The sequence below is a fragment of the Paraburkholderia atlantica genome, from assembly GCF_000092885.1.
Classification (GTDB): domain Bacteria; phylum Pseudomonadota; class Gammaproteobacteria; order Burkholderiales; family Burkholderiaceae; genus Paraburkholderia; species Paraburkholderia atlantica.
On the sequence record NC_014119.1, the window covers coordinates 442431 to 461652 of the forward strand.

Here is a 19222-nt window from a genome sequence, read left to right on the forward strand (position 1 = left end):
GATCATATTCCCCAGGATCGCATAGCATGAAACTTCCGAAACCCGGCGACTACCGAGCACCTGACGGCGCGCAAGGCGAGCCATCAATGCCTGACGACTGGACCCAGCGATGGATCGACTCCGTCATCGACTACGCGGTCATCGGACTTTCGCCGGAAGGCATCATTCGTACCTGGAATGTCGGCGGCGAGAAAATTCATGGCTTTCTGGCGGACGAAGTCATCGGGAAGCGGTTCGACATTTTCCACACGCAGGACGATCGCGACAAAGGCAGCGCCGCAGCGTTGCTCGATATCGCCCGAAGCACCGGCCGCTCCGAGTCCGAGGGCTGGCGCATCCGTAAGGACGGATCACGGTTCTGGGCCAATGTCGTGATCACCGCTCTGACCGATGACACAGGGCATGTGCTCGGCTTCGGCAAGATCGTGCGCGACATGACGGACAAGAAGACCGTGCACGATGCCGTCGTCGAGAGCGAACGGCGCTTTCGCATGCTCGTGAACGGAGTGACGGACTACGCGATCTTCATGCTTTCTCCCGACGGGATCGTCACGAACTGGAACGCCGGCGCTCGCCGGATCAAGGGATACAGCGCCGAGGAAATCATCGGCTCGCACCTGTCGCGTTTCTACACGCCCGAGGATGCCGCGGCGGGCCTGCCGCTACGGGGGCTGTCGATCGCGGCCAGGGAGGGCCGGTTCGAAGCCGAAGGCTGGCGGGTGCGTAAGGACGGCGAGCGCTTCTGGGCGCACGTGGTGATCGATGCAATCCGCGACGAAGATGGCACGCTAGCCGGCTTTGCGAAAATCACGCGCGACATCACCGAGCGGATGGAAGCCAGCCGGATGCTGGAGGACACGCGCAAGGCGCTGTTCCAGTCGCAAAAGATGGAAGCAGTCGGCAAACTGACCGGCGGTGTTGCTCACGATTTCAACAATGTGCTGCAAATCCTGCGCGGCAATCTGGAATTGCTCGACAGCCGGCATTACCGCGACGAATGGACTCGCGAACGCGTGGCAAAGGCGATAACAGCCGTCGAGCGCGGCTCGAAACTCGCGTCGCAACTGCTCGCGTTCGGACGGCGGCAGCCGCTACAGCCGGTCGTTATCAACCTGGCCTCCGCTCTTCGCGGCATGGACGATCTGCTGCGCCGGGCTCTCGACGAAACGATCGACGTGGAAACGGTCGTCGCCGGCGGCTTGTGGAACACGCTCGTCGATATTCACCAGCTGGAAAACGTGATCCTCAATCTCGCGATCAACGCACGAGACGCGATGGCCGAGGGCGGCAAGCTGACGATGGAACTCTCCAATGCGATGCTGGACGACGAGTACGTCGCTTCGGTGCCGGACATCCAGGCCGGCCAGTACGTGCTGCTTGCCGTCACCGACACCGGCACAGGCATGTCGCCGGACGTGGTGGATCGCGCTTTCGATCCTTTCTTTACGACGAAACCGGAAGGTAGAGGGACGGGTCTCGGGCTCAGCATGGCATACGGCTTCGTCAAGCAGAGCGGCGGCCATATCAAGATTTACAGCGAGGTCGGGCACGGCACGACGGTCAAACTGTATCTGCCTCGCTCCAGCCGTCCTGCAGTCGAGCTGCCGCCACGCGTCACACCGGCTCCCAAGGGAGGATCGGAAACGATCCTCGTGGTTGAAGACGACAGGAACGTGCAGTCGACGGCCCTCGACACGCTGTCGGACCTCGGTTACCGGGTCCTGAAAGCCGACGCCGCGGAGGAAGCGCTCGCCGTATTGCGCAGCGGTGTCCATATCGATCTGGTTTTCTCCGATGTCGTGATGCCGGGTCCGCTTCGCAGCACGGACATGGTCGCGCAAGGTCTACGGCTGCTGCCGCATCTGAAGGTTCTTTTCACATCGGGGTATACACAGAACGCGATCGTCCATGGCGGCAGGCTCGACCCGGGCGTCGACTTGCTCAGCAAACCGTATAGCCGCGAGCAGCTTGCGCATAAGATCCGTCAGGTGCTCGATGGTGGCGCCCCCGCGCGTAGCAAAACTTCGCGCGATACGGTGCTCGGCGGCCCTCTCGCCCCTTTGCGCATCCTGCTGGTCGACGACGACATGAACCTGGCTCAAGCGACCAACGAACTGATCGGCTTGCTTGGCCATTCGGGGAAATTCACCACGTCGCCGCGTGAGGCGCTCCAGTGGCTGGCAAATGGACCCTTCGACGTGCTGATCACGGACCTGCGGATGCCGGATATCGACGGTATAGAACTGGCGAAGCAGGCGACCGCGCGAGCGCCTTCACTGCATGTCGTGTTTTCGTCGGGATACGCCAACCCGCAATTGCCAGCGCTGCCATTTCGCTGGACCGCGTTGAGCAAACCGTTCACCATCGACGAACTCGCGACGGTGCTGGCCGGCGTTCATAAGCGGAAATGACGTGCATTGCCGCTCACCGGCGCGTCGTCGGGAGCTTCGCGCTATCTGACCTGTGCGCCCCGCCGGTCAACAGCGTAGCGTCGGCAGTGCTCCAGATATTCCGCTTCGGCGGTCAATTCAGCCATGCTGCCCTGTTTTCAGCGGGCGCCGCATCGATGCACAGTCATGCTACTGACCGACGAAGCGCCCATGTCCGCTGCCGCGCCCATAGCCGCGATCATCAAATCGAATGAACAGACCGACAATCGCTCGGGTGGGTATGCTGGCTGACAAGGTCTGGATCTTGATCGGAGTAAACCATCGGCACTGGGCGATCTCATTGCCGGGCTCAGGTGATATGTCGCGCGCGAACTCGGCCAGGAAAACATGATGCCGCTTGTTCAGTCCGCCAAACTGGAACAGATACGTCAGGTGGACCTCGACGACGTTCGTTTCTTCCTCCAGTTCGCGTCGGGCAGCGTCCAGCGGGGTTTCGAGCCGCTTTATCGTGCCGCCGGGCAGCGACCAGCGCGAGCGCGAGCGAGCGACCAGCAGCAGCTTGCTGTCGCGCACGCATAGGATTGTGGATCGATCTTTCATTTTGAGTGGCGGGCATTCAGTCGTGGGAGCCGATCGCAGCACGACGAGCAAGCAGCGTGCGCGCTGGCCCGGTAGAGTCACTGGCAGGCCACGAGATTGTTCGACGCAGAGAAAGCTTAATACAATGCGATGCATGGCCCGAAGCACCGTCTAAATCAGCACTCGTGTCTTCGACTCCTTTGCGGATGACCCGCAGGAACGAGGTGCGAGTTGCGCCAATCTGAGCGAGCACGCATGCGGAATTCCCACGAGCCAATAGCTGCCGGGCTCCGAGGCGCACTTCGGACGCCGACGCTCAGCGGCTCGTTGCTCGCGCTCGTGTTCTGGTGGCAGTCACTGACGCCAACGCTGATTCCGCGGTCGTGGCTGACGCAAACCGTGGTCGGCGCGTTTTGTCTGGCCATCGGCTACGGGATAGGCACATCGGCCGGCCGCGGCGTGCTTCGGCTGCTGCAGCGATGGGGGCGCGTGCCCGGCAGCGAGATCCGCCGGCGCATCGGGATCTTTCTGGCAGCGGCGTGGCTCATTGCACTATTCGATGGCGCCAAGCTATGGCTCGACTGGCAGAACGAGCAACGTAGTTTCATGGGGATGGCATCCATCGGCTGGTTGGACGGCGTGCTGATGAGCGCGTTGTCGTCGTTGGCCGCGGTGCTGCTGGTGGTCATCGGGCGAATGACGGCTCGTGGCGTCGCCGCAGTCAACCGGGTGGTCGGGGGCCACGTGCCGTCTATCGTGTCGGTGCCGGCAACAACGCTGCTCATCATCGCGATTGGCGCAGCGCTCGGTCGCGGAGTGGCTTTTCCCGCTCTCGCCACGGGCTCCGATCTCGTCCACGAGCCGAGGAACGAGAACACGACCGAGGGAACCCTGTCCCCCACGTCGCCCACGGTGTCCGGCAGCAGCTTGTCGTTGGTCGCATGGGACACCTTGGGACGCATGGGGCGCGACTTCGTGGCAACCGCGACAAGCAGGCAAGAGCTTGCGAAGTTCCACGGGGCGGATGCGAGGCTGGTCGATCCGGTGAGGGTCTACGTGGGGGTGCGTTCCGCGGAGTCCCTCGAACAGCGGGCCCGGATTGCGGTCCGCGAGCTCGAGCGCGCGGGCGGGTTCGATCGGAAAGTGCTGGTCGTGTGGATACCCACCGGCACGGGCTGGATCGTGCCCAAAGCCGCCGCCTCGCTGGAGGAACTGCACCGCGGCGACACGGCCATCGTGGCGATTCAATACTCTTTCCTGCCTAGCCGCTACGCCATCTTCATGGACGCTGGGCTCGCGGACGAGGCGGGCATCACGCTCTTCAACGCGGTTCGCGCCCGCTGGTCGACGCTGCCACCGCAAAAGCGGCCGAAGCTCGTTCTGTTCGGCAAGAGCCTCGGCGCCGCGGGAGTGGAAGCGCCTTTCGTGGGAGCGGACGCATCCGCGTCGGTGGCCAATATGGTGGCCGCGACCGATGGCGTGCTGATCGCCGGCGCCAAACAAAGCAACCTCATCCATGCGCAACTCACCCGCGAGCGCGATCGCGGGTCGCCCTACTGGCAGCCGATCTTCAATGGGGGGCGTGTCGTACGGTTCCTGAATCGCGACCCGCATCAGGTGGCATTGAGTACCGACTGGCCGGCCCCGCGAATCGTGTACCTTCAGCATCCGGCCGATCCGGCCGTGTTCTGGAGTGTCAGGGCGTTCTGGTGGCCGCCGGAATGGATGGCTCCGCCTCGCGGCTTCGACATGCCTCGCGCGATGCACTGGTTTCCGATCGTCTCGGGCGTGCAGGCGGTGGGCGATATGATTCACCAGCTCGCGGTGCCGCCGGGGTTCGGCCACAACTACTCCGCGGAGGACTACGTCAACGGTTGGGCCAGCGTGATGCCGCCCGAGGGCTGGACGAAAGCCGACACCAAACGGCTGGCCCGGTTCCTCGACAACGTTGCCGGCGACGAAACAGAGCCGTGACGGAGCAGGTCGCGCGCCGCCACAACATGGGCTAACGCCACGCCTGTGTGAACTCGCCGATGACCCGCGTCAGATGCGCCTGCATCGCCGTGCGCGCTGCGCTCGCATCTCGCGCCATGATCGCCGAGAAGATGCGCTGATGCTCATCCTGCGAAGCCGCCCGCAATTCGGGAGTATGGAAGTGCTCCTCGATCTTTTTCCACAACGGGTCGGCGCGCGAGTTGTCCCACATCGCGGTCACCACGAGCCGGAGCATTTCGTTTCCCGTCGCTCGTGCAATCGCCAGATGGAAATCACGGTCAGCGGCCTCGTTCGCCGCCTTGTCGTGCATGTTTTCGCGCATCGCGCGCAACGCGGCGAACAGCCGGTCGAGGTCTGAATCTTTGCGTTCGGTTGCGGCTAACGCGGCGATCCCGCTTTCGATTACTACCCGCGCGCGCAGCGTCTCGATTGGGCCTAGCCCGCGCGGCAGTTTGAACATGGCGGAGCGCGCGTCGGGCGCATCTGCCACATAGATGCCCGACCCGACTCGAACCTCGACCACGCCCTGCACTTCCAGCGCGATGATCGCCTCCCTCACCTGGGTGCGGCTCACGCCAAAGCGGTCGGCTAGCGTGCGCTCGGAAGGCAGGCGCGCACGCGGCCCGACGTCGCCGGCGGCGATCAGATCGTGGATCTGCTTCGCGAGCCCGACATAGGAACGGTCGGTCGCGTCCTCGTCGGCGCCGCGGCCGTTTGACGTGTGTGAAAGCTCGTCCATCAGGATTCCAGAAAGCTTCGAAGCGGCCAAATGATCGGTTCGAGTTCGACAAAATGGTACACCAATTGACGGATCAGGCCGCCTCGGGCCGAGCGCCACCTTGTTGGCCCTCGAACCGATTCAGCAGGGGTTTCAGACCGTTCGAGACCGCCGCGACGCCGTGGTAAACCACTATCGCGCGCGGATTGGTATGCCAGTACTGTCAGACGTGACTGAGTTCGCGCCGTCCCTTCGTTTTGCTTCGTAGGCGACGCCTTTGAAGAAGTCGTTCCGCTGCTTCGGCGAGTCCGAGTCAGCCCCGCTGCAGCACATTCCGCAAGATTCCCTGCTTCACGCATAGAATTCGGCGGCGATTCATGACCGCCATGTTCGCCGGCAATCGGCAAGTTCAATCCAACAAAAAGGAGACGACATGCTTTCAGGAATCCAGGTGCTTCGAGCGGCGGCGACCGCGGCATTCACGCTGTGCGCAAGCGCGGCCTTCGCGCAGGCAACGATCGTTTCCGGGCCGTCCAGCGATCCCACATGCATGGTCCCCTGGAAGAGCGACACGAAGTACATCAAATATCCGAAGAAGAATGGGCCCTACCGGATCGCACTCGTGAACGGCTATATCGCGAACACCTGGCGTATCCAGATGATCAAGACGGCCAAAGCCTATGCGGCACAGCCGGCCGTCGCCGCGAAGCTCAAGGAGTTCAAGGTCGTCTCGACCGGCGAGGACGTGCCGGCGCAGATCTCGGCCGTCAACAACTTCATCGATGCCGGCTACGACGCGATCATCGTGGATGCGCAGAATCCCACCTCGTTCGGCCCCGCGATCCGCCGCGCGAAGAACGCCGGCGTCGTGCTGATCGCGTTCGACAACATCCTCGACAGCGAAGACGCGATCAACGTCAACGTCGACCAGTACGGGCTCGGCGTGCTGTGGGCCAAGTGGCTCGCGAACCACCTGTCGAACGGCGGCAAGGTGCTCGAGGTTCGCGGAGTGGCGGGCACGTCGGTCGACACGGACCGGCACAATGGTTTCATGAAAACCTTGGACGACACCGGCAAGAAGTGGAACGTCGTCCAGGTCTACGGCAAGTGGGACGACGGGGTCGCGCAAAAGGCCGCCGCCGACGCGATTGCCGTGCAGGGTCATTTCGATGGAATCTCGGCGCAAGGCGGCGACACGGGCGTCGTGCGCGCGATGATCGATGCGAAGCATCCGTTCGTGCCCTTCGGCGGCGAGACGGAGAACGGCTTTCGCAAGTTCTGCGCGCAGTATGGGGGCCAGGGCCTGAAGTGCACGTCGGCTGGCACCGGTCCCGCGCAGGTGGCGGTGGCGATCAAGACGGCGCTCGCCGCGCTGGACGGCCAGACGGTCCCGGTCTCGATCAAGCTGCCGCTCGACGTCACCGACGATTCGAAGCTGAAGTCGGGCGTCAACTATTTCCCGAACGACTCCGACAACTTTTTCGTCGGCAACTCGTTTCCGACTTGCGGCATCAATTTCTCCGCGCAGGAGATCATGAAGCAGACCCAGGGCAACCAGTGATCGGATGATGGCCGGAATGTGACGGGAGACGAAGCATGCCGCAGGATGCAGCGCAGCCGTTCTTTCAGATGTCTGGCGTGTCGAAAAGCTACGGCGGCGCGGTCGCGCTGGATCACGCCGAGCTCACGGTGAAGAGGGGCCGCATTCACGCGATCCTCGGCGAGAACGGCGCGGGCAAGTCCACGTTGCTGAAGGTGATGTCCGGCGTCGTGCAGCCGGACGAGGGCACGATGCACTTCGAGGGCCGGCAGGTCGCGTTCGCTTCGCCGGCCGAGGCGAACGCGGCCGGCATCGTGTGCGTGTATCAGGAGCTGTCGCTGATCCCCGACTTGAGCGTGGCGGACAACATCTTCGCGTCGAACCCGCCACGACGTTTCGGCATGATCGACCGCCGGGCCCAGCGCCGCCAGGCCGAGGAGGCGCTCGCCCGGGCGGGCGCTGCCGACATCAATCCGCTTGCGAAAGTCCGCGATCTGCCGCTGTCGCGCCAGCAGATGGTCGAGCTTGCCAAGGGGCTAGCGCACGAGCCTCGCATCCTGATTCTCGACGAAGCGACGTCGGCGCTGACCGCGGCCGACGTCGCGCGGGTGATCGAAGTGCTCAAACGCCTGCGCGACGAGGGGCTCGCGCTGCTGTTCATCTCGCACCGGATGCACGAGGTGAAGGCGCTCGCGGACGAATGCACGGTCTACCGGAACGGCCGTCATGTGATGAGCTTCGAGGCCGGCACGCGCACCGACAACGAGGTCGTCGAAATGATGATCGGCCGCAAGTACCAGCATGTGTTTCCGGACAAACCCGCCAACCGCCGCGCCGCCGCTCCGATTCTCGCGTGTCGTGATCTCGCGTGGAACGACACGCTGCAAGGCATCAGCTTTTCGTTGAAGCCCGGTGAAATTCTCGGCCTGGGCGGACTCGACGGACAAGGCCAGCGCGAGCTGCTGCTCGCGCTGTTCGGCGTGTTGCGCGGTTGCGCAGGCACGATCGAGGTCGACGGCAAAGCCGTGTCGATCGGCAGCCCGATGGCCGCGCGCGCCAACGGCATCGGCATGGCGCTGATCCCGGAGGACCGCAAGACCGAAGGCCTGATGCTGCCGATGTCGGTACGCGAGAACCTGTCGTTTGCCGCGCTCGATCGCATGTCCAGCGCCGGCGTCATCGATCGCGACCGCCAGCAGTCGCTGGTCGACCGGATGATGGAGCTGCTGGCGATCAAGTCGTTCAGCGTCGACGCGCCCGTGGGCTCGCTATCGGGCGGCAACCAGCAGAAGGTGGTCATCGCCAAGTGGCTGATCCGCCAGCCGCGAATACTGCTGCTCAGCGACCCGACGCGCGGTATCGACGTCGGCACCAAGCAGGAGCTGTATCAGCTGCTCAGACGCCTCGCCGACGAAGGCGCGGCAATCGTGTTCTATTCGACCGACTACGACGAGCTGATCGGCTGCTGCGACCGCGTGCTCGTGCTGTACGAAGGCAGGATCAAGAAGGAACTCGTCGGCTCGGCGATCACCGAGCAGAACCTGATTGCCAGCGCCCTCGACCTGCCCGTCGGACAGATTTCGCCTTCCACGGGAGTCGCGCTATGAGCGGACTGCGTTACTGGTATGCGGAGAATCGCGGGGCGGTGTTCGCGTTCGGCCTGTTCGTGCTGATGTTCGCGATCTATCTGTTCAACTATCCGTCGGCGTTGTCGGCCAACGTGTTTCAGACGGCGGCGAACAAGGCGGTGCTGCTCGCGCTCGTTTCGATGGGGCAAGCGCTCGTCGTGCTGACGGCCGGCATCGACCTGTCGATCGGCATGACGCTGGTGCTGACTAATTGCATCGGCTCGTGGATCGTCACCGGCGACGCGCTGCACAGCGCGCTCGGCATCGTCGGCGTGCTCGCCGCGGGCGCGCTGTGCGGCGCGCTGAACGCCGTGATCATCATTTTCGGCCGGCTGCAGCCGATCGTGACGACGATCGCGACCAGCGCGGTCTTCTACGGACTCGCGCTGCTGCTGCGCCCCGTGCCCGGCGGCTCGATCAACGAGGCCCTCGCCGACGCACTGACCGGCAAGGTCGCCGGCGTGCTGCCGGCGAGCCTGCTGATTCTGCTCGCGGCCACACTGCTCGTCTGGGTTCCGTTCAAACGCTCGGCAATCGGACGCGCGGCATACGCGACCGGTTCGTCCGAACCCGCGGCGTTTCTGTCCGCCATGCCGATCCGCCGCGCGAAGTTCGCGAGCTATACGCTAGCCGGCCTGCTCGCTGCGATCGGCGGCCTGTTTTTGACGTTCTTCACCGACACCGGCGAAGCGAGCCTCGGCAGCGCCAACTCGTACACGCTGTTTTCGATCGCCGCGGTGGTGATAGGCGGCGTGTCGCTGCTCGGCGGCAAGGGCAGCGCGATCGGCGCGATCTTCGGCGCATTCGCGTTCCGCTCGATCGGTGACCTGCTGTTCGTGTTCAACGTCGATGCGCTGTGGCAGCCGCTATTTCAGGGTGTGATTCTTCTGCTCGCCGTCGCGATCGGTGCATGCGGGCTGTTCAGGGTACGCAACCGTCTGGAGTGGTTTCAATGAGCCACGTCTCGGCAACCGGCCGCACCACGTTCGTATCGAGGCTCACCCGCAGAATCGACAAACCGATCGTGATCGCGTTCGCGTGCATCGTCGCGCTGCTGCTCGTCGGCGGAATGTTTTCGCGCAGCTTCACGTCGCCGGAGTACATCCTGCTGCAACTGAAGGTCGGCGCATTCCTCGGCATCATCGCGACCGGCCTGATGATGGTGATCCTGCTCGGCCACATCGACTTGTCGCTGCCGTGGACGATCACGGTCGGCGCAATGATGGCGTGCGCGGTAGCGGGACACGGCGAACTCGGACAGATCCTCGCGATTCCGGTCGGGATCGGTTGCGGCGTGCTGATCGGCGTCGTCAACGGCATCCTGGTTGCGCTGCTGCGCATTCCGTCGATGATCGCCACGCTCGCGACCAATGCGGTCGCGCAGGGCATCATGATCGTCTATACCGGCGGATCGTCGCCGCAGGACTCCGCACCACAGGTGATGCGATGGCTCGCGGCGGGCTGGCTCGTACCGGGCGTGCCGAATGCGGTTGCACTGTGGGTGGTGATCGGCGGCGCCACGGTATTTCTGCTGTCGCGTACGACTTTCGGCCGCACGCTGTACGCGATCGGCAATACCGAGCGCGCGGCGTATCTGTCCGGCATCAATACCCGGCTCGTGACCGTGGCCGCATTTGCGGTGTGCAGCGGATTCGCGGCATTCGGTGGTGTTTTGCTCGCCGGTTATGCATCGAAGGCGGCACAGTCGATGGGCGATGCCTACCTGCTGCCGGCGATCGCGGCAGTCGTGCTCGGCGGCACGTCGATTCTGGGGGGACGAGGCTCTTACCTCGGCACGGTGGCGGGCGCGATTCTGATCACGCTGCTGCAGTCGATCCTTTCAGTCGCGCAGATGCCGGAGGCCGGACGTCAGATCATCTACGGCGTGGTGATAGCGGCGATGTTGCTGCTGTATGGACGCAGCAAGCGGGAAACGTAGGCCACGGCCACGCTCAAGCCACGCTCACCCATGCGCATCCACCCACGCGCGCGCCCAATCGAGGCCTGCATGGTGGGCTTCTTCCTCGCTATCGAATAGTCCGAGAATGCCCGATGCTTCGATCAGCTTTCCGCCCCGGGTAATGGTTCCGCTCGCCGCATAGCGCTCAGGTTGCAGGATGCCTTCGCCTTCCTGCTGAAGGATGGCATGCCCCCACAACGTGTACCCGTCGTAGTCGCTCGTTTCCATTAGCGCACGACCCTGACGGTTGCGGCGCGAGTAGTTACGCGATGCACGTTCTCTTCAAGTGTCATTAATGGCGGAATCTCCGCCACGGCGGGCTTTACCGTCGACGTGGTCTGCTGCATGTGGCGCGAGATGGGAAGAATGATTGAAGACGCAAAAAATATAGCATCGCTCAGCGCTTCGGTGGTGTCGACGCCGGCTCCCTAACGACTCTGTTCGCGTTGAGACTTCGCTGTGAAGCTCTCGATCATGTCGATATTGTGCTGCGCCTGCGCCGCGACCTCGGGACTTGCAACTGCTTTCAGACACCGCCAATACGCTTCAGCCTGCCGATAATCGTGCCGGTCGAGCGCGGCCCCTTGCGAAGCCATGTGCGCGTTTGCCTGGGCTCCATCGAGGCCATCGATCGCCGCGGCAACCGGGTCGCCAATGCGCATGTGCAGCGCGAGCGCCGCGCTCGGCAACAGCGCCGGGACGACTGTCGTGACGCCAGCGCGCTGAATCCTGGTCTGCAGCCGGGATCGGTTCGTGGCTTGGGCGGGGCAGCAACAAGCTCTGGCCCTTTTGACCGCGCACGGTGCTAGTGAAGAGTAGCGACGGAAAATCGCCTCTGATATGAGACTTTGGTCTGATGCTTGTCGTGGTATCGACCTGAACCGCCGAAGACCCGCGGCAACCGGCGTGGGTCAATACGACCAAAGTCCTACATCGCCGACCTACGCCTGGGAGGAAACCCTCGCCCAAACGCTCGTATACGCGAGCCGCAAAACGATTCGCCGAAGGAACGTTTCGTGCGAGCGCTACAGCATCTCCGGTTTCCCGACGATCAGCCGCATGCACTCTCCCCCCGACAGACGCACCACGTCCCCCGCCGCACAGAGTAGTACGCCCGCTTCGTCGTCGCAGCCTGCCCGCTCATGGGCCGCCGATCTCGGGCCGGGGCTGGCAAGTCTCGGCTGCGATAACGATCCCAGCGGCATTGCCACCTATTCACTGGCGGGCGCGTGGTACGGCTACGACATGCTGTGGACCTGCGTGCTGTCGTATCCGTCGATGGTTGCGCTGCAACTGGTCTCGGCGCGGGTCGCCGCCGTCACCGGACATGGCCTGACGGCGAACATGCGCGCGCACTATTCGCCGGTGTTCTTCTATTTCGCAGTGGCGCGCTTCGTGATTGCGAACACGCTGAACATCGCCGTCAATGTAATGGCGATGGCCGCAGTCATCGAACGCTTCACGCATGGGCCGCTATGGTTGCTCGCGCTCGCGTGCGGTTGCACGTCGATCGCACTGCAGTGGTTTATCCCGTATGCGCGCTATGCGCAGGCGCTCAAATGGTTGATGCTGCCGATGTTCGCGTACGTCGGCGTGCTGCTGATCGTCGATGTGCCGTGGCACACGGTCGTGCTGCGCTCTCTCGTGCCACACGTCGAGTGGAAGGAAGATTTCGTGACCATGCTGATGGCCGTGCTCGGTACGACGATGAGTCCCTATCTGCTTTTTTCGCAGGCCGAGCAGGAAGCTCAGGAGGAACATCGGCAGCACGAACAGCACGCCGCACGGGGCGACCGACGTTCGTCGGAGCAGCTGCGCAGAGTGCGCAAGCAGACCTTGGTGCGCACAGCGTTATCGAGCGTGGCCGCGTTATGCATGATGATTGCGGCTGCGGCGACTCTGCATGTCGCACAAACGCAGCCTGGTGAACCTACGGAACTTTCGCGGGCGCTCGAGCCGCTCCTGAAGGGCTATGCCGGCCCACTGCTCGGGCTTGCGCTGATCGGCTCGGCGCTGCTCGCATTACCTTCGCTTGCCGGTTCCGCCGCGCAAGCGGTCGCGAGTTCGTTCGACTGGCCCCGCGGCAAACAACGTGATCGCCGCATCGCCGCTTTGCTCGTTGCGCTCTCGGGATTCGGAACGTTGCTCGGTCTCGCACTCGGCCTATGGCACGTCGATCCTGTCAAGGCGCTGTACTGGAGCGCCGTCGTCAACGGTATGACGATAACGCCCGTGCTCGTGCTTCTGGTGCTATTGAGTGCGAAACGCGAAGCGGTCGGCGAACTCGTCGCGCACTGGTCACTACGCGCGCTTTGCTGGCTCGCGACCCTGACCACCGGCGTGGTCGTGGTCGCGCACTTCGTGCTCGAAGTGGTAGAGCGTGTCTCGCGATGAGCCTGGGCTACCTCGCGCTCCCTAGATGTTCAGCGAGGCGCGCGAACATCGCGTCGCACCGGTTAAGTTGTTCGACCGTGATGAACTCATCCGGCTTGTGGCCCTGATCCATGCTGCCGGGTCCACAAACCGCGGTTGGAATGCCCGCCTGCGTGAAGAGTCCGCCTTCCGTGCCAAAGGCGACCGTTTCGAATTCCTTCGATCCGCTCAACATCGCGAGCAGGCGTGCCGCGTCGCTATCGGGCGAAGTCGCCAGCCCGGGATAGGCATTCAGCATCTGCACGCGGACATCGGTATCGGGCTGCACTGTGCGCATCTTCGGCAGTAGTTCGGCTGCCGCGTAGGTTTGCAGTTGGTCCACCACGCTACTGGGATCGAAGCCCGGCACGCCGCGTACTTCGAAATCGAACTCGCATTCGGCGGGAACGATATTCAGCGCGCGTCCGCCGTTGATGACACCGGTCTGCACCGTCGAGAACGGCGGATCGAAACGCGCGTCGTGATGTTCCGGCTGCGCGAGTTGGTCGCCAATCTGTTCCAGCCGGTTGATCAAGCGCGCCGCGTATTGAATCGCGTTGACGCCCTGCGGCGCGTACGCGGAATGACATGCCGCGCCCTTCACGTGGCAGCGCATCGCAAGCTTGCTCTTGTGGCCGAGCACGGGTTTCAATTCGGTCGGCTCGCCAATCAGACACATGCGCGGCTTGTGCGCGCGCTTTTCGAGTTCGGCCAGCATCGGCCGCACACCGAGACAGCCCACTTCCTCGTCATATGAAAACGCGAGATGCACCGGCACTTCGAGCTTCATCCTCAGGAAAGCGGGCGCTGCCGCCAGCACGGACGCGATGTAGCCTTTCATATCGGCCGTGCCGCGTCCGTACAGGCGACCCTCTTTCTCGCTGAGACGAAACGGGTCCACGGTCCATGCCTGACCGTCGACCGGCACTACATCGGTATGCCCGGACAGCACGATTCCACCACGGTCTCGCGGCCCGATGGTGGCGAACAGATTTGCCTTGGTGCGATCGTCGTTATGGAACAGCTCGCTTTGCACACCTAGATCCGCGAGGTATTGCTGCACGAAGCCGATCAGCTCCAGATTGGAGTCGCGGCTGACGGTCGCGAAACCGATCAGCCGTTCGAGCAGCGCACGGCTCGACAGCTCACTCATCGCCGGGCACTCCGTAGCTCGGCGCCGCGGTCGGATTCAACGCGCGCGCGATGTAGTCCCGCATCTGCGGCCGATACGCTTGCCATAGCGCGTCGAGTTTGCCGATCGGGTCGTCATCCGCCCAATCGACACGCAGATCGACGATCGGCCACACGTGTGTATCGACGATCTTCAGAGCCGCCGAATGCACGGGCCCGGCTTCTCCGCCGGCTTCGACGGCAGCATGCATCGCGTGCAGCAGCCGATCGGCGAGCGCGCCGTGTGCGCTCTCGAACGCTTTCACCATCGCGTCGATCACCGGTTTGCCGGCGAGCAGATTGCCCGCTGCCACACACTGATTTCCCGCGACGGCGTGATGCACGCCGAGGGCTTCCTTGCCGGTGAACAGCGCGGTTCGACCCTCACTGTCGACCACCGTCACCTGCCGGTATTCGCTCCATTCGCTCGCGCCTAGCGCCCGTTCGAGCGCGGCGTCCGGCGCGATACGCTCGCTTTCCAGCAGATCGAGAATCTGCGGCCCGAGCGCGGGCAGCGTCACGTTCTGCGTCGCCACCACACCGACGCCAGCGCGCGCCCATGGACACCTGGCACCCACCGCAATGCTCGACGAACTGATTGCGATACCGAGCTGACCGGTGTTTCCACAACGTCCGACGATCGAGAATGTCATGGGAATCCTTTAAGCCTGCGCGGGCGTCCAGTTGTCCGGAATCACGGCGATCACGTCGATTTCCATCAGCCATTGCGGCTGGCCGAGCGCACTGACGCAAAGCCCGGTCGAAATCGGATACACGCCCTTCAGCCACTTGCCGACTTCCTGATACACCGGCTCGCGATAACGAGGATCGGTGATGTAAGTCGTCGTCTTGACGATATGCGACAGGTCGCTGCCCGCTTCCTCGAGAAGCTGCTTGACGTTCTTCATCGCCTGCTCGGCCTGCGCGCGCGGATCGCCGAGACCGACCAGGTTGCCGTCGAAATCCGTACCGACCTGGCCGCGCACATAGACCGTATTGCCCGCGCGAACCGCCTGGCAAAGATCATTATCGAGCGACTGGTTCGGGTACGTGTCCTTCGTGTTGAACATGCGGATGCGGGTATGCGTAGGCATCAGTTCACTCCCACTTCTTTGGTCTTCGGCGCGTGCGGTTCGTCGCACGCGGTATCGGGTGTATTCGCGCCATGCACGCCGCGCGCGTCCTGCTGACGCTGCGACGCGTCGCGATAGGCGAGGTATTTGCGCTGCGTGACGATGTGATCGGCGATGTGCTTTGCGTCGTGCCAGACGCCCCAGATAAACGACGACGCGCGCCGCGACAACCACGGCAGGCCGAGGAAATACACGCCGGGCTCCTTCGATACGCCGCGCTGATGCTGCGGTTTGCCTTTATCGTCGAACGCGTTCACGTGCAGCCAGCTGAAATCGACCGCATAGCCGGTGGCCCAGATGATCGTGCTTACGCCCGCCTTCCGTAGATCCAGTTCCGGCAGAGGATGCGTGACGCACTCCGGGTCCGGTGGAATCAGCCGTGCGTCGGGGTCCTGCGGCAGGTCCACGCCGTTGCGCTCGATGTAGTCGTCGGCGGCGGCGAGTAGCGACATCAGGTATTCGTCGCCCCGCTTCAGATTGGCGGCGAGGTCCTGTTCGAAGCTCGCAACGCGATTCGCGAACGATTTCGTCGTGCCGACGAGCGTCATGCCCCGATGCGCGAGCCGGCGAAAATCGATGGTCTGGCCACCGTATGCGCCGCTGACGGCGATGGTCACATGCTCGCGGCCCGGCACGGCGACTTCCTTGTCCCATTCGCCGAGCACGCCCAGCCACCAGCAGAAATCGCGACCGCGATAGGCGCGCGGCGGACGGTCATGCGCACCGACGGACAGATATACCTTGCGGCCGGCGCGTTGCAGTTCGTCGGCGATCTGCACGCCGGACGACCCCGCGCCGACCACCAGCACCGCGCCTTCGGGCAGTTGCTCGGGGTTCCGATAGTGGGCCGAATGAAGCTGCGTGAGCTCCGCGTCCTGCGGCGCGATGGGGGGAATGACGGGGCGCTGGAACGGCCCGGTCGCAACGACGACTCGACGGGCTTCGATCGCACCATCGGAGGTTGTGACCGCGAATCCGGCCCGGCCCTTCAGACGCTCGACGCTCGTCACTTCGACCCCTGTGCGGATCGGTGCATTGAACTTGCGCGCATAGGCCTCGAAGTAATCGGCCACCTGATCCTTGCCGGCGAAGCCATCAGGATCGAGTCCTTCGAACTCCATATTGGGGAAGCGGTCGTGCCAGGCGGGACCATTGGCGACCAGTGAATCCCAGCGGCAGGTACGCCAGCGTTCGGCGATCCGCTCGCGCTCCAGCACGAGATGGGGCACGCCGAGTTTGCTCAGATGTTCGCTCATTGCCACGCCAGCCTGACCCGCGCCTATGACCAGCGTGTCGATCGACAATTCTTCAGCCGCCATGGCCTTCTCCTTCTGAAATGCGCTCTGGGTTCGGGTCTCTCGGTCGGACAGAATGTACGCCGCGCGGCGGGCAACAAAAACTATATTTTAAAAATGCTTTGCATCGTTTTTCGCTATGCAAGCGACAATTGTCGAGCGACAATCGGTTCGACCGAACACGGAGCAACTGATGGACGGCACTTCGATCCGCTACTCGTTGCGTCAGCTCAGGTATTTTGTCGTCACGGCCGAGACGCTCTCCTTCACCGCCGCGGCAAAGCGGCTGCACATCTCGCAGCCGTCTATCTCGACGTCGCTCGCGGATCTGGAAGAATCGTTCGGCGTCCAACTGTTCATCCGCCATCACGCGAGCGGGCTTTCGCTCACGCAATCGGGCCGCGATCTGCTAGGCCACGCTCGCAATCTGCTTCAGAACGCCGAAGAATTACAGCTGACCGCAACCGAAATCGACGGCGGCATGTCGGGCTCCATCTCGCTCGGCTGCATGGTGTCGCTGGCGCCGCCGCTGATGCCCGGCATCATCAGCCGCTTCGTGCAGGATTATTCAGCGATCACGTTCCGTACGACGGAAGCGCATCAGGACACGCTTTTGAACGGCCTGCACGACGGCTCGCTCGATATCGCGCTGACCTACAGCCTCGATATCACCGATGGAATCGCGTTTACCCCGCTGCTTTCGCTGCCACCGTATGTCATCCTGCCCAAAACACACAGGCTTGCACGGGCGCGCCAGGTGTCGCTGGCCGATCTACTGCCCGAGCCCTATGTGATGCTGGATCTTCCGCATAGCCGCGAGTACTTCTCCGCGCTGTTCGACGCGGTCGGCAGCCGCCCTACCGCGGCTTTCCGCTCGTCACAGCCTGAAGTGGTGCGTGGCATGGTCGCCAACGGCTTGGGTTACAGCATACTCAACTTCCCGCTGAAGTCGACCCGGACTGTGGACGGCGAAGACTTCGTGATTAAACATTTCAGGGAAAGTGTCAATGCGACGACGCTTGGCATTGCGCTATCGGCCGCCGTCAAGCCGCGCGAGGTTGTGAAACGCTTTTCGGCATTCTGTGAAACGTATATCCGGCGTCTGCACATCGGTTAGCAGCCGGGAAAGCTTCACTGCATAGGCATCTGATATGCACTGCATGTAAAAACAATATTTTACCTAGCAATTTGGATTGTTAGATTGGTGCTCATCGGATGCAAACACTGATGGGGGGCCCCTATGTCAGCCATGCTTCAGTCGACGGACACTGAGCTCGACATCGTTCACGCGCTGCGCGAGAACTGCGAGCGTCCGTTCGAGGATGCACACGCGATGCCGCCGGCCGTCTACACGTCGGAGGCGTTTCTCGCGCTCGAACAGCGCGACGTGTTTCGCAACGAGTGGTTGTGCGTGGGCCGCGCCAGCGCGCTGGCACAGACCGGCGATTACCTGAGCGCGCAGCTCGACGACCAGCCGGTGTTCGTGGTGCGCGATGCGAGCGGCGCGTTGCGCGCATTCTCGAATGTTTGCCTGCACCGGATGTCGGTATTGCTCGAAGGGCGCGGCAACGTGCGCCGGATCGTGTGTCCGTATCACGCATGGAACTACACGCTCGATGGCTCGCTCGCGGGCGCGCCGTTGATGGATCAGCAGCCGGGCTTTTGCAAGGACCAATACAGGCTGCCTGCCGTGCGCTGCGAAACGTGGCAAGGCTGGATCTACGTCACGCTGAACGCGCACGCGCCTTCGGTGGAATCACATCTGTCCGGGCTGACGCAGCTGATCGCGCCGTACGGCATGGGTAACTATGTCGAGACCTTCCACGAAGAGCACGTGTGGGACACCAACTGGAAGATCCTCGCGGAAAATTTCATGGAGAGCTACCACCTGCCGATGCTGCATCGCGCAACGGTCGGACCGCACTCGAAGCTCGAAGAGATGGAATGTCCGCCGGGGTTGCCCGCGTTCAACTATCACTGGATCACCAAGGAAGCATCGCTGCCGATCGGCAACGCGCATCCCGCCAACACGCGTTTGCAGGGGCACTGGCGCCGCACCACCGCGCTGCTGGCGATCTACCCGACTCACCTGATCACGCTGACGCCGGGCTACTTCTGGTATCTGATCCTGCAGCCGCGGGGCGTCGGTCGCGTGCATATCCGCTTCGGCGGCGGCCTCGCGCCGGAATTCGTCGACGATCCACGCGCCGCCGATTACATGGCGACGCTGAAAACGCTGCTCGACGAGGTCAACGCCGAGGACCGGCGCGGCGTCGAGGCCGTGTTTCGCGGCGTGCACGCGCCACTCGCGAAACCCGGCCATCTGAGCCCTCTCGAACGGCCGAATTACGACTTCGCCCGCTATCTGGCGGGGCGCGTGGGCGCGACGTGACCCACCGCCC

General features: G+C 63.3%; 17 protein-coding genes. 9 read left to right on the forward strand and 8 right to left on the reverse strand.

The window, feature by feature from the left end; genetic code table 11:
- Positions 1 to 86 precede the first annotated feature (86 nt).
- A complete protein-coding gene (locus tag BC1002_RS29610) occupies positions 87 to 2411 on the forward strand; it encodes a hybrid sensor histidine kinase/response regulator (RefSeq protein WP_041735908.1) in 2325 nt (774 codons plus the stop codon).
- Between the two features lie 168 nt (positions 2412 to 2579).
- Here the strand turns inward: BC1002_RS29610 and BC1002_RS29615 are convergent, their stop codons facing one another.
- Positions 2580 to 2990 (reverse strand): NUDIX hydrolase, encoded by a 411-nt coding sequence (locus BC1002_RS29615; RefSeq protein ID WP_041735633.1) that lies wholly within the window; start codon positions 2988 to 2990, stop codon positions 2580 to 2582.
- A 306-nt stretch (positions 2991 to 3296) separates the two neighbouring features.
- Here BC1002_RS29615 and BC1002_RS29620 point away from each other — a divergent pair, with 306 nt between their 5' ends.
- Complete coding sequence (locus tag BC1002_RS29620) at positions 3297 to 4943, forward strand: alpha/beta-hydrolase family protein (RefSeq protein WP_041735634.1); 1647 nt, start codon at positions 3297 to 3299, stop codon at positions 4941 to 4943.
- 31 nt (positions 4944 to 4974) lie between these two features.
- On the opposite strand, the gene BC1002_RS29625 is transcribed toward BC1002_RS29620, so the two are convergent.
- On the reverse strand, positions 4975 to 5703 hold the full coding sequence (locus tag BC1002_RS29625; RefSeq protein ID WP_013093652.1) for a FadR/GntR family transcriptional regulator: 729 nt from the start codon (positions 5701 to 5703) through the stop codon (positions 4975 to 4977).
- Positions 5704 to 6115: 412 nt separating this feature from the next.
- Here BC1002_RS29625 and BC1002_RS29630 point away from each other — a divergent pair, with 412 nt between their 5' ends.
- Genes BC1002_RS29630 through BC1002_RS29645 form a run of 4 tightly spaced genes read left to right on the forward strand, consistent with a single transcriptional unit; the run spans position 6116 to position 10789 of the window.
- Positions 6116 to 7243 carry a sugar ABC transporter substrate-binding protein gene (locus BC1002_RS29630; protein ID WP_013093653.1) on the forward strand — a complete coding sequence of 376 codons (1128 nt, stop codon included), beginning with the start codon at positions 6116 to 6118 and terminating at the stop codon, positions 7241 to 7243.
- Between the two features lie 35 nt (positions 7244 to 7278).
- Complete coding sequence (locus BC1002_RS29635) at positions 7279 to 8829, forward strand: sugar ABC transporter ATP-binding protein (protein ID WP_013093654.1); 1551 nt, start codon at positions 7279 to 7281, stop codon at positions 8827 to 8829.
- Entirely contained in the window at positions 8826 to 9806 is a 981-nt protein-coding gene (locus BC1002_RS29640; protein WP_013093655.1) for an ABC transporter permease, read from the forward strand. Before BC1002_RS29635 ends, BC1002_RS29640 begins: the two co-directional genes overlap by 4 nt.
- A complete protein-coding gene (locus BC1002_RS29645) occupies positions 9803 to 10789 on the forward strand; it encodes an ABC transporter permease (protein ID WP_013093656.1) in 987 nt (328 codons plus the stop codon). Before BC1002_RS29640 ends, BC1002_RS29645 begins: the two co-directional genes overlap by 4 nt.
- Before the next feature lie 24 nt (positions 10790 to 10813).
- Here BC1002_RS29645 and BC1002_RS29650 read toward each other — a convergent pair whose 3' ends face one another.
- Both BC1002_RS29650 and BC1002_RS29655 read right to left on the reverse strand, forming a co-directional pair.
- Positions 10814 to 11038: a hypothetical protein gene (locus tag BC1002_RS29650; protein ID WP_013093657.1), complete on the reverse strand. Its 225-nt coding sequence runs from the start codon at positions 11036 to 11038 to the stop codon at positions 10814 to 10816.
- A gap of 200 nt (positions 11039 to 11238) precedes the next feature.
- Positions 11239 to 11472 carry a hypothetical protein gene (locus tag BC1002_RS29655; protein ID WP_162094078.1) on the reverse strand — a complete coding sequence of 78 codons (234 nt, stop codon included), beginning with the start codon at positions 11470 to 11472 and terminating at the stop codon, positions 11239 to 11241.
- A 397-nt stretch (positions 11473 to 11869) separates the two neighbouring features.
- On the opposite strand from BC1002_RS29655, the gene BC1002_RS29660 reads away from it, so the two are divergent.
- Positions 11870 to 13204 (forward strand): NRAMP family divalent metal transporter, encoded by a 1335-nt coding sequence (locus BC1002_RS29660; protein WP_041735911.1) that lies wholly within the window; start codon positions 11870 to 11872, stop codon positions 13202 to 13204.
- A 7-nt stretch (positions 13205 to 13211) separates the two neighbouring features.
- Here BC1002_RS29660 and argE read toward each other — a convergent pair whose 3' ends face one another.
- From argE to BC1002_RS29680, 4 genes are read right to left on the reverse strand one after another with little or no spacing between them, the layout of a single operon-like run.
- Complete coding sequence (gene argE / locus BC1002_RS29665; protein WP_013093659.1) at positions 13212 to 14375, reverse strand: acetylornithine deacetylase; 1164 nt, start codon at positions 14373 to 14375, stop codon at positions 13212 to 13214.
- Positions 14368 to 15045, reverse strand: a complete 678-nt coding sequence (locus BC1002_RS29670; protein WP_013093660.1) for a DUF1028 domain-containing protein — start codon at positions 15043 to 15045, stop codon at positions 14368 to 14370. Before BC1002_RS29670 ends, argE begins: the two co-directional genes overlap by 8 nt.
- A gap of 9 nt (positions 15046 to 15054) precedes the next feature.
- Positions 15055 to 15486, reverse strand: a complete 432-nt coding sequence (locus BC1002_RS29675) for a RidA family protein (RefSeq protein ID WP_013093661.1) — start codon at positions 15484 to 15486, stop codon at positions 15055 to 15057.
- Positions 15486 to 16844 (reverse strand): flavin-containing monooxygenase, encoded by a 1359-nt coding sequence (locus BC1002_RS29680; RefSeq protein ID WP_013093662.1) that lies wholly within the window; start codon positions 16842 to 16844, stop codon positions 15486 to 15488. The genes BC1002_RS29675 and BC1002_RS29680 overlap by 1 nt, the downstream gene beginning before the upstream one ends.
- Before the next feature lie 169 nt (positions 16845 to 17013).
- Here BC1002_RS29680 and BC1002_RS29685 point away from each other — a divergent pair, with 169 nt between their 5' ends.
- Both BC1002_RS29685 and BC1002_RS29690 read left to right on the forward strand, forming a co-directional pair.
- Positions 17014 to 17937 carry a LysR family transcriptional regulator gene (locus tag BC1002_RS29685; RefSeq protein WP_013093663.1) on the forward strand — a complete coding sequence of 308 codons (924 nt, stop codon included), beginning with the start codon at positions 17014 to 17016 and terminating at the stop codon, positions 17935 to 17937.
- Between the two features lie 123 nt (positions 17938 to 18060).
- The gene (locus tag BC1002_RS29690) at positions 18061 to 19212 is read left to right on the forward strand and encodes an SRPBCC family protein (protein WP_013093664.1); all 1152 of its coding nucleotides are present in this window, start codon (positions 18061 to 18063) and stop codon (positions 19210 to 19212) included.
- Positions 19213 to 19222: the final 10 nt, after the last annotated feature.

Coding starts and splice junctions, on each gene's coding strand:
- BC1002_RS29610 (WP_041735908.1), top strand. CDS start 87: ATGCCTGACGACTGGACCCAGCGATGGATCGACTCCGTCATCGACTAC.
- BC1002_RS29615 (WP_041735633.1), bottom strand. CDS start 2,990: ATGAAAGATCGATCCACAATCCTATGCGTGCGCGACAGCAAGCTGCTG.
- BC1002_RS29625 (WP_013093652.1), bottom strand. CDS start 5,703: ATGGACGAGCTTTCACACACGTCAAACGGCCGCGGCGCCGACGAGGAC.
- BC1002_RS29630 (WP_013093653.1), top strand. CDS start 6,116: ATGCTTTCAGGAATCCAGGTGCTTCGAGCGGCGGCGACCGCGGCATTC.
- BC1002_RS29635 (WP_013093654.1), top strand. CDS start 7,279: ATGCCGCAGGATGCAGCGCAGCCGTTCTTTCAGATGTCTGGCGTGTCG.
- BC1002_RS29640 (WP_013093655.1), top strand. CDS start 8,826: ATGAGCGGACTGCGTTACTGGTATGCGGAGAATCGCGGGGCGGTGTTC.
- BC1002_RS29645 (WP_013093656.1), top strand. CDS start 9,803: ATGAGCCACGTCTCGGCAACCGGCCGCACCACGTTCGTATCGAGGCTC.
- BC1002_RS29650 (WP_013093657.1), bottom strand. CDS start 11,038: ATGGAAACGAGCGACTACGACGGGTACACGTTGTGGGGGCATGCCATC.
- BC1002_RS29655 (WP_162094078.1), bottom strand. CDS start 11,472: ATGCGCATTGGCGACCCGGTTGCCGCGGCGATCGATGGCCTCGATGGA.
- BC1002_RS29660 (WP_041735911.1), top strand. CDS start 11,870: ATGCACTCTCCCCCCGACAGACGCACCACGTCCCCCGCCGCACAGAGT.
- argE (WP_013093659.1), bottom strand. CDS start 14,375: ATGAGTGAGCTGTCGAGCCGTGCGCTGCTCGAACGGCTGATCGGTTTC.
- BC1002_RS29670 (WP_013093660.1), bottom strand. CDS start 15,045: ATGACATTCTCGATCGTCGGACGTTGTGGAAACACCGGTCAGCTCGGT.
- BC1002_RS29675 (WP_013093661.1), bottom strand. CDS start 15,486: ATGCCTACGCATACCCGCATCCGCATGTTCAACACGAAGGACACGTAC.
- BC1002_RS29680 (WP_013093662.1), bottom strand. CDS start 16,844: ATGGCGGCTGAAGAATTGTCGATCGACACGCTGGTCATAGGCGCGGGT.
- BC1002_RS29685 (WP_013093663.1), top strand. CDS start 17,014: ATGGACGGCACTTCGATCCGCTACTCGTTGCGTCAGCTCAGGTATTTT.
- BC1002_RS29690 (WP_013093664.1), top strand. CDS start 18,061: ATGTCAGCCATGCTTCAGTCGACGGACACTGAGCTCGACATCGTTCAC.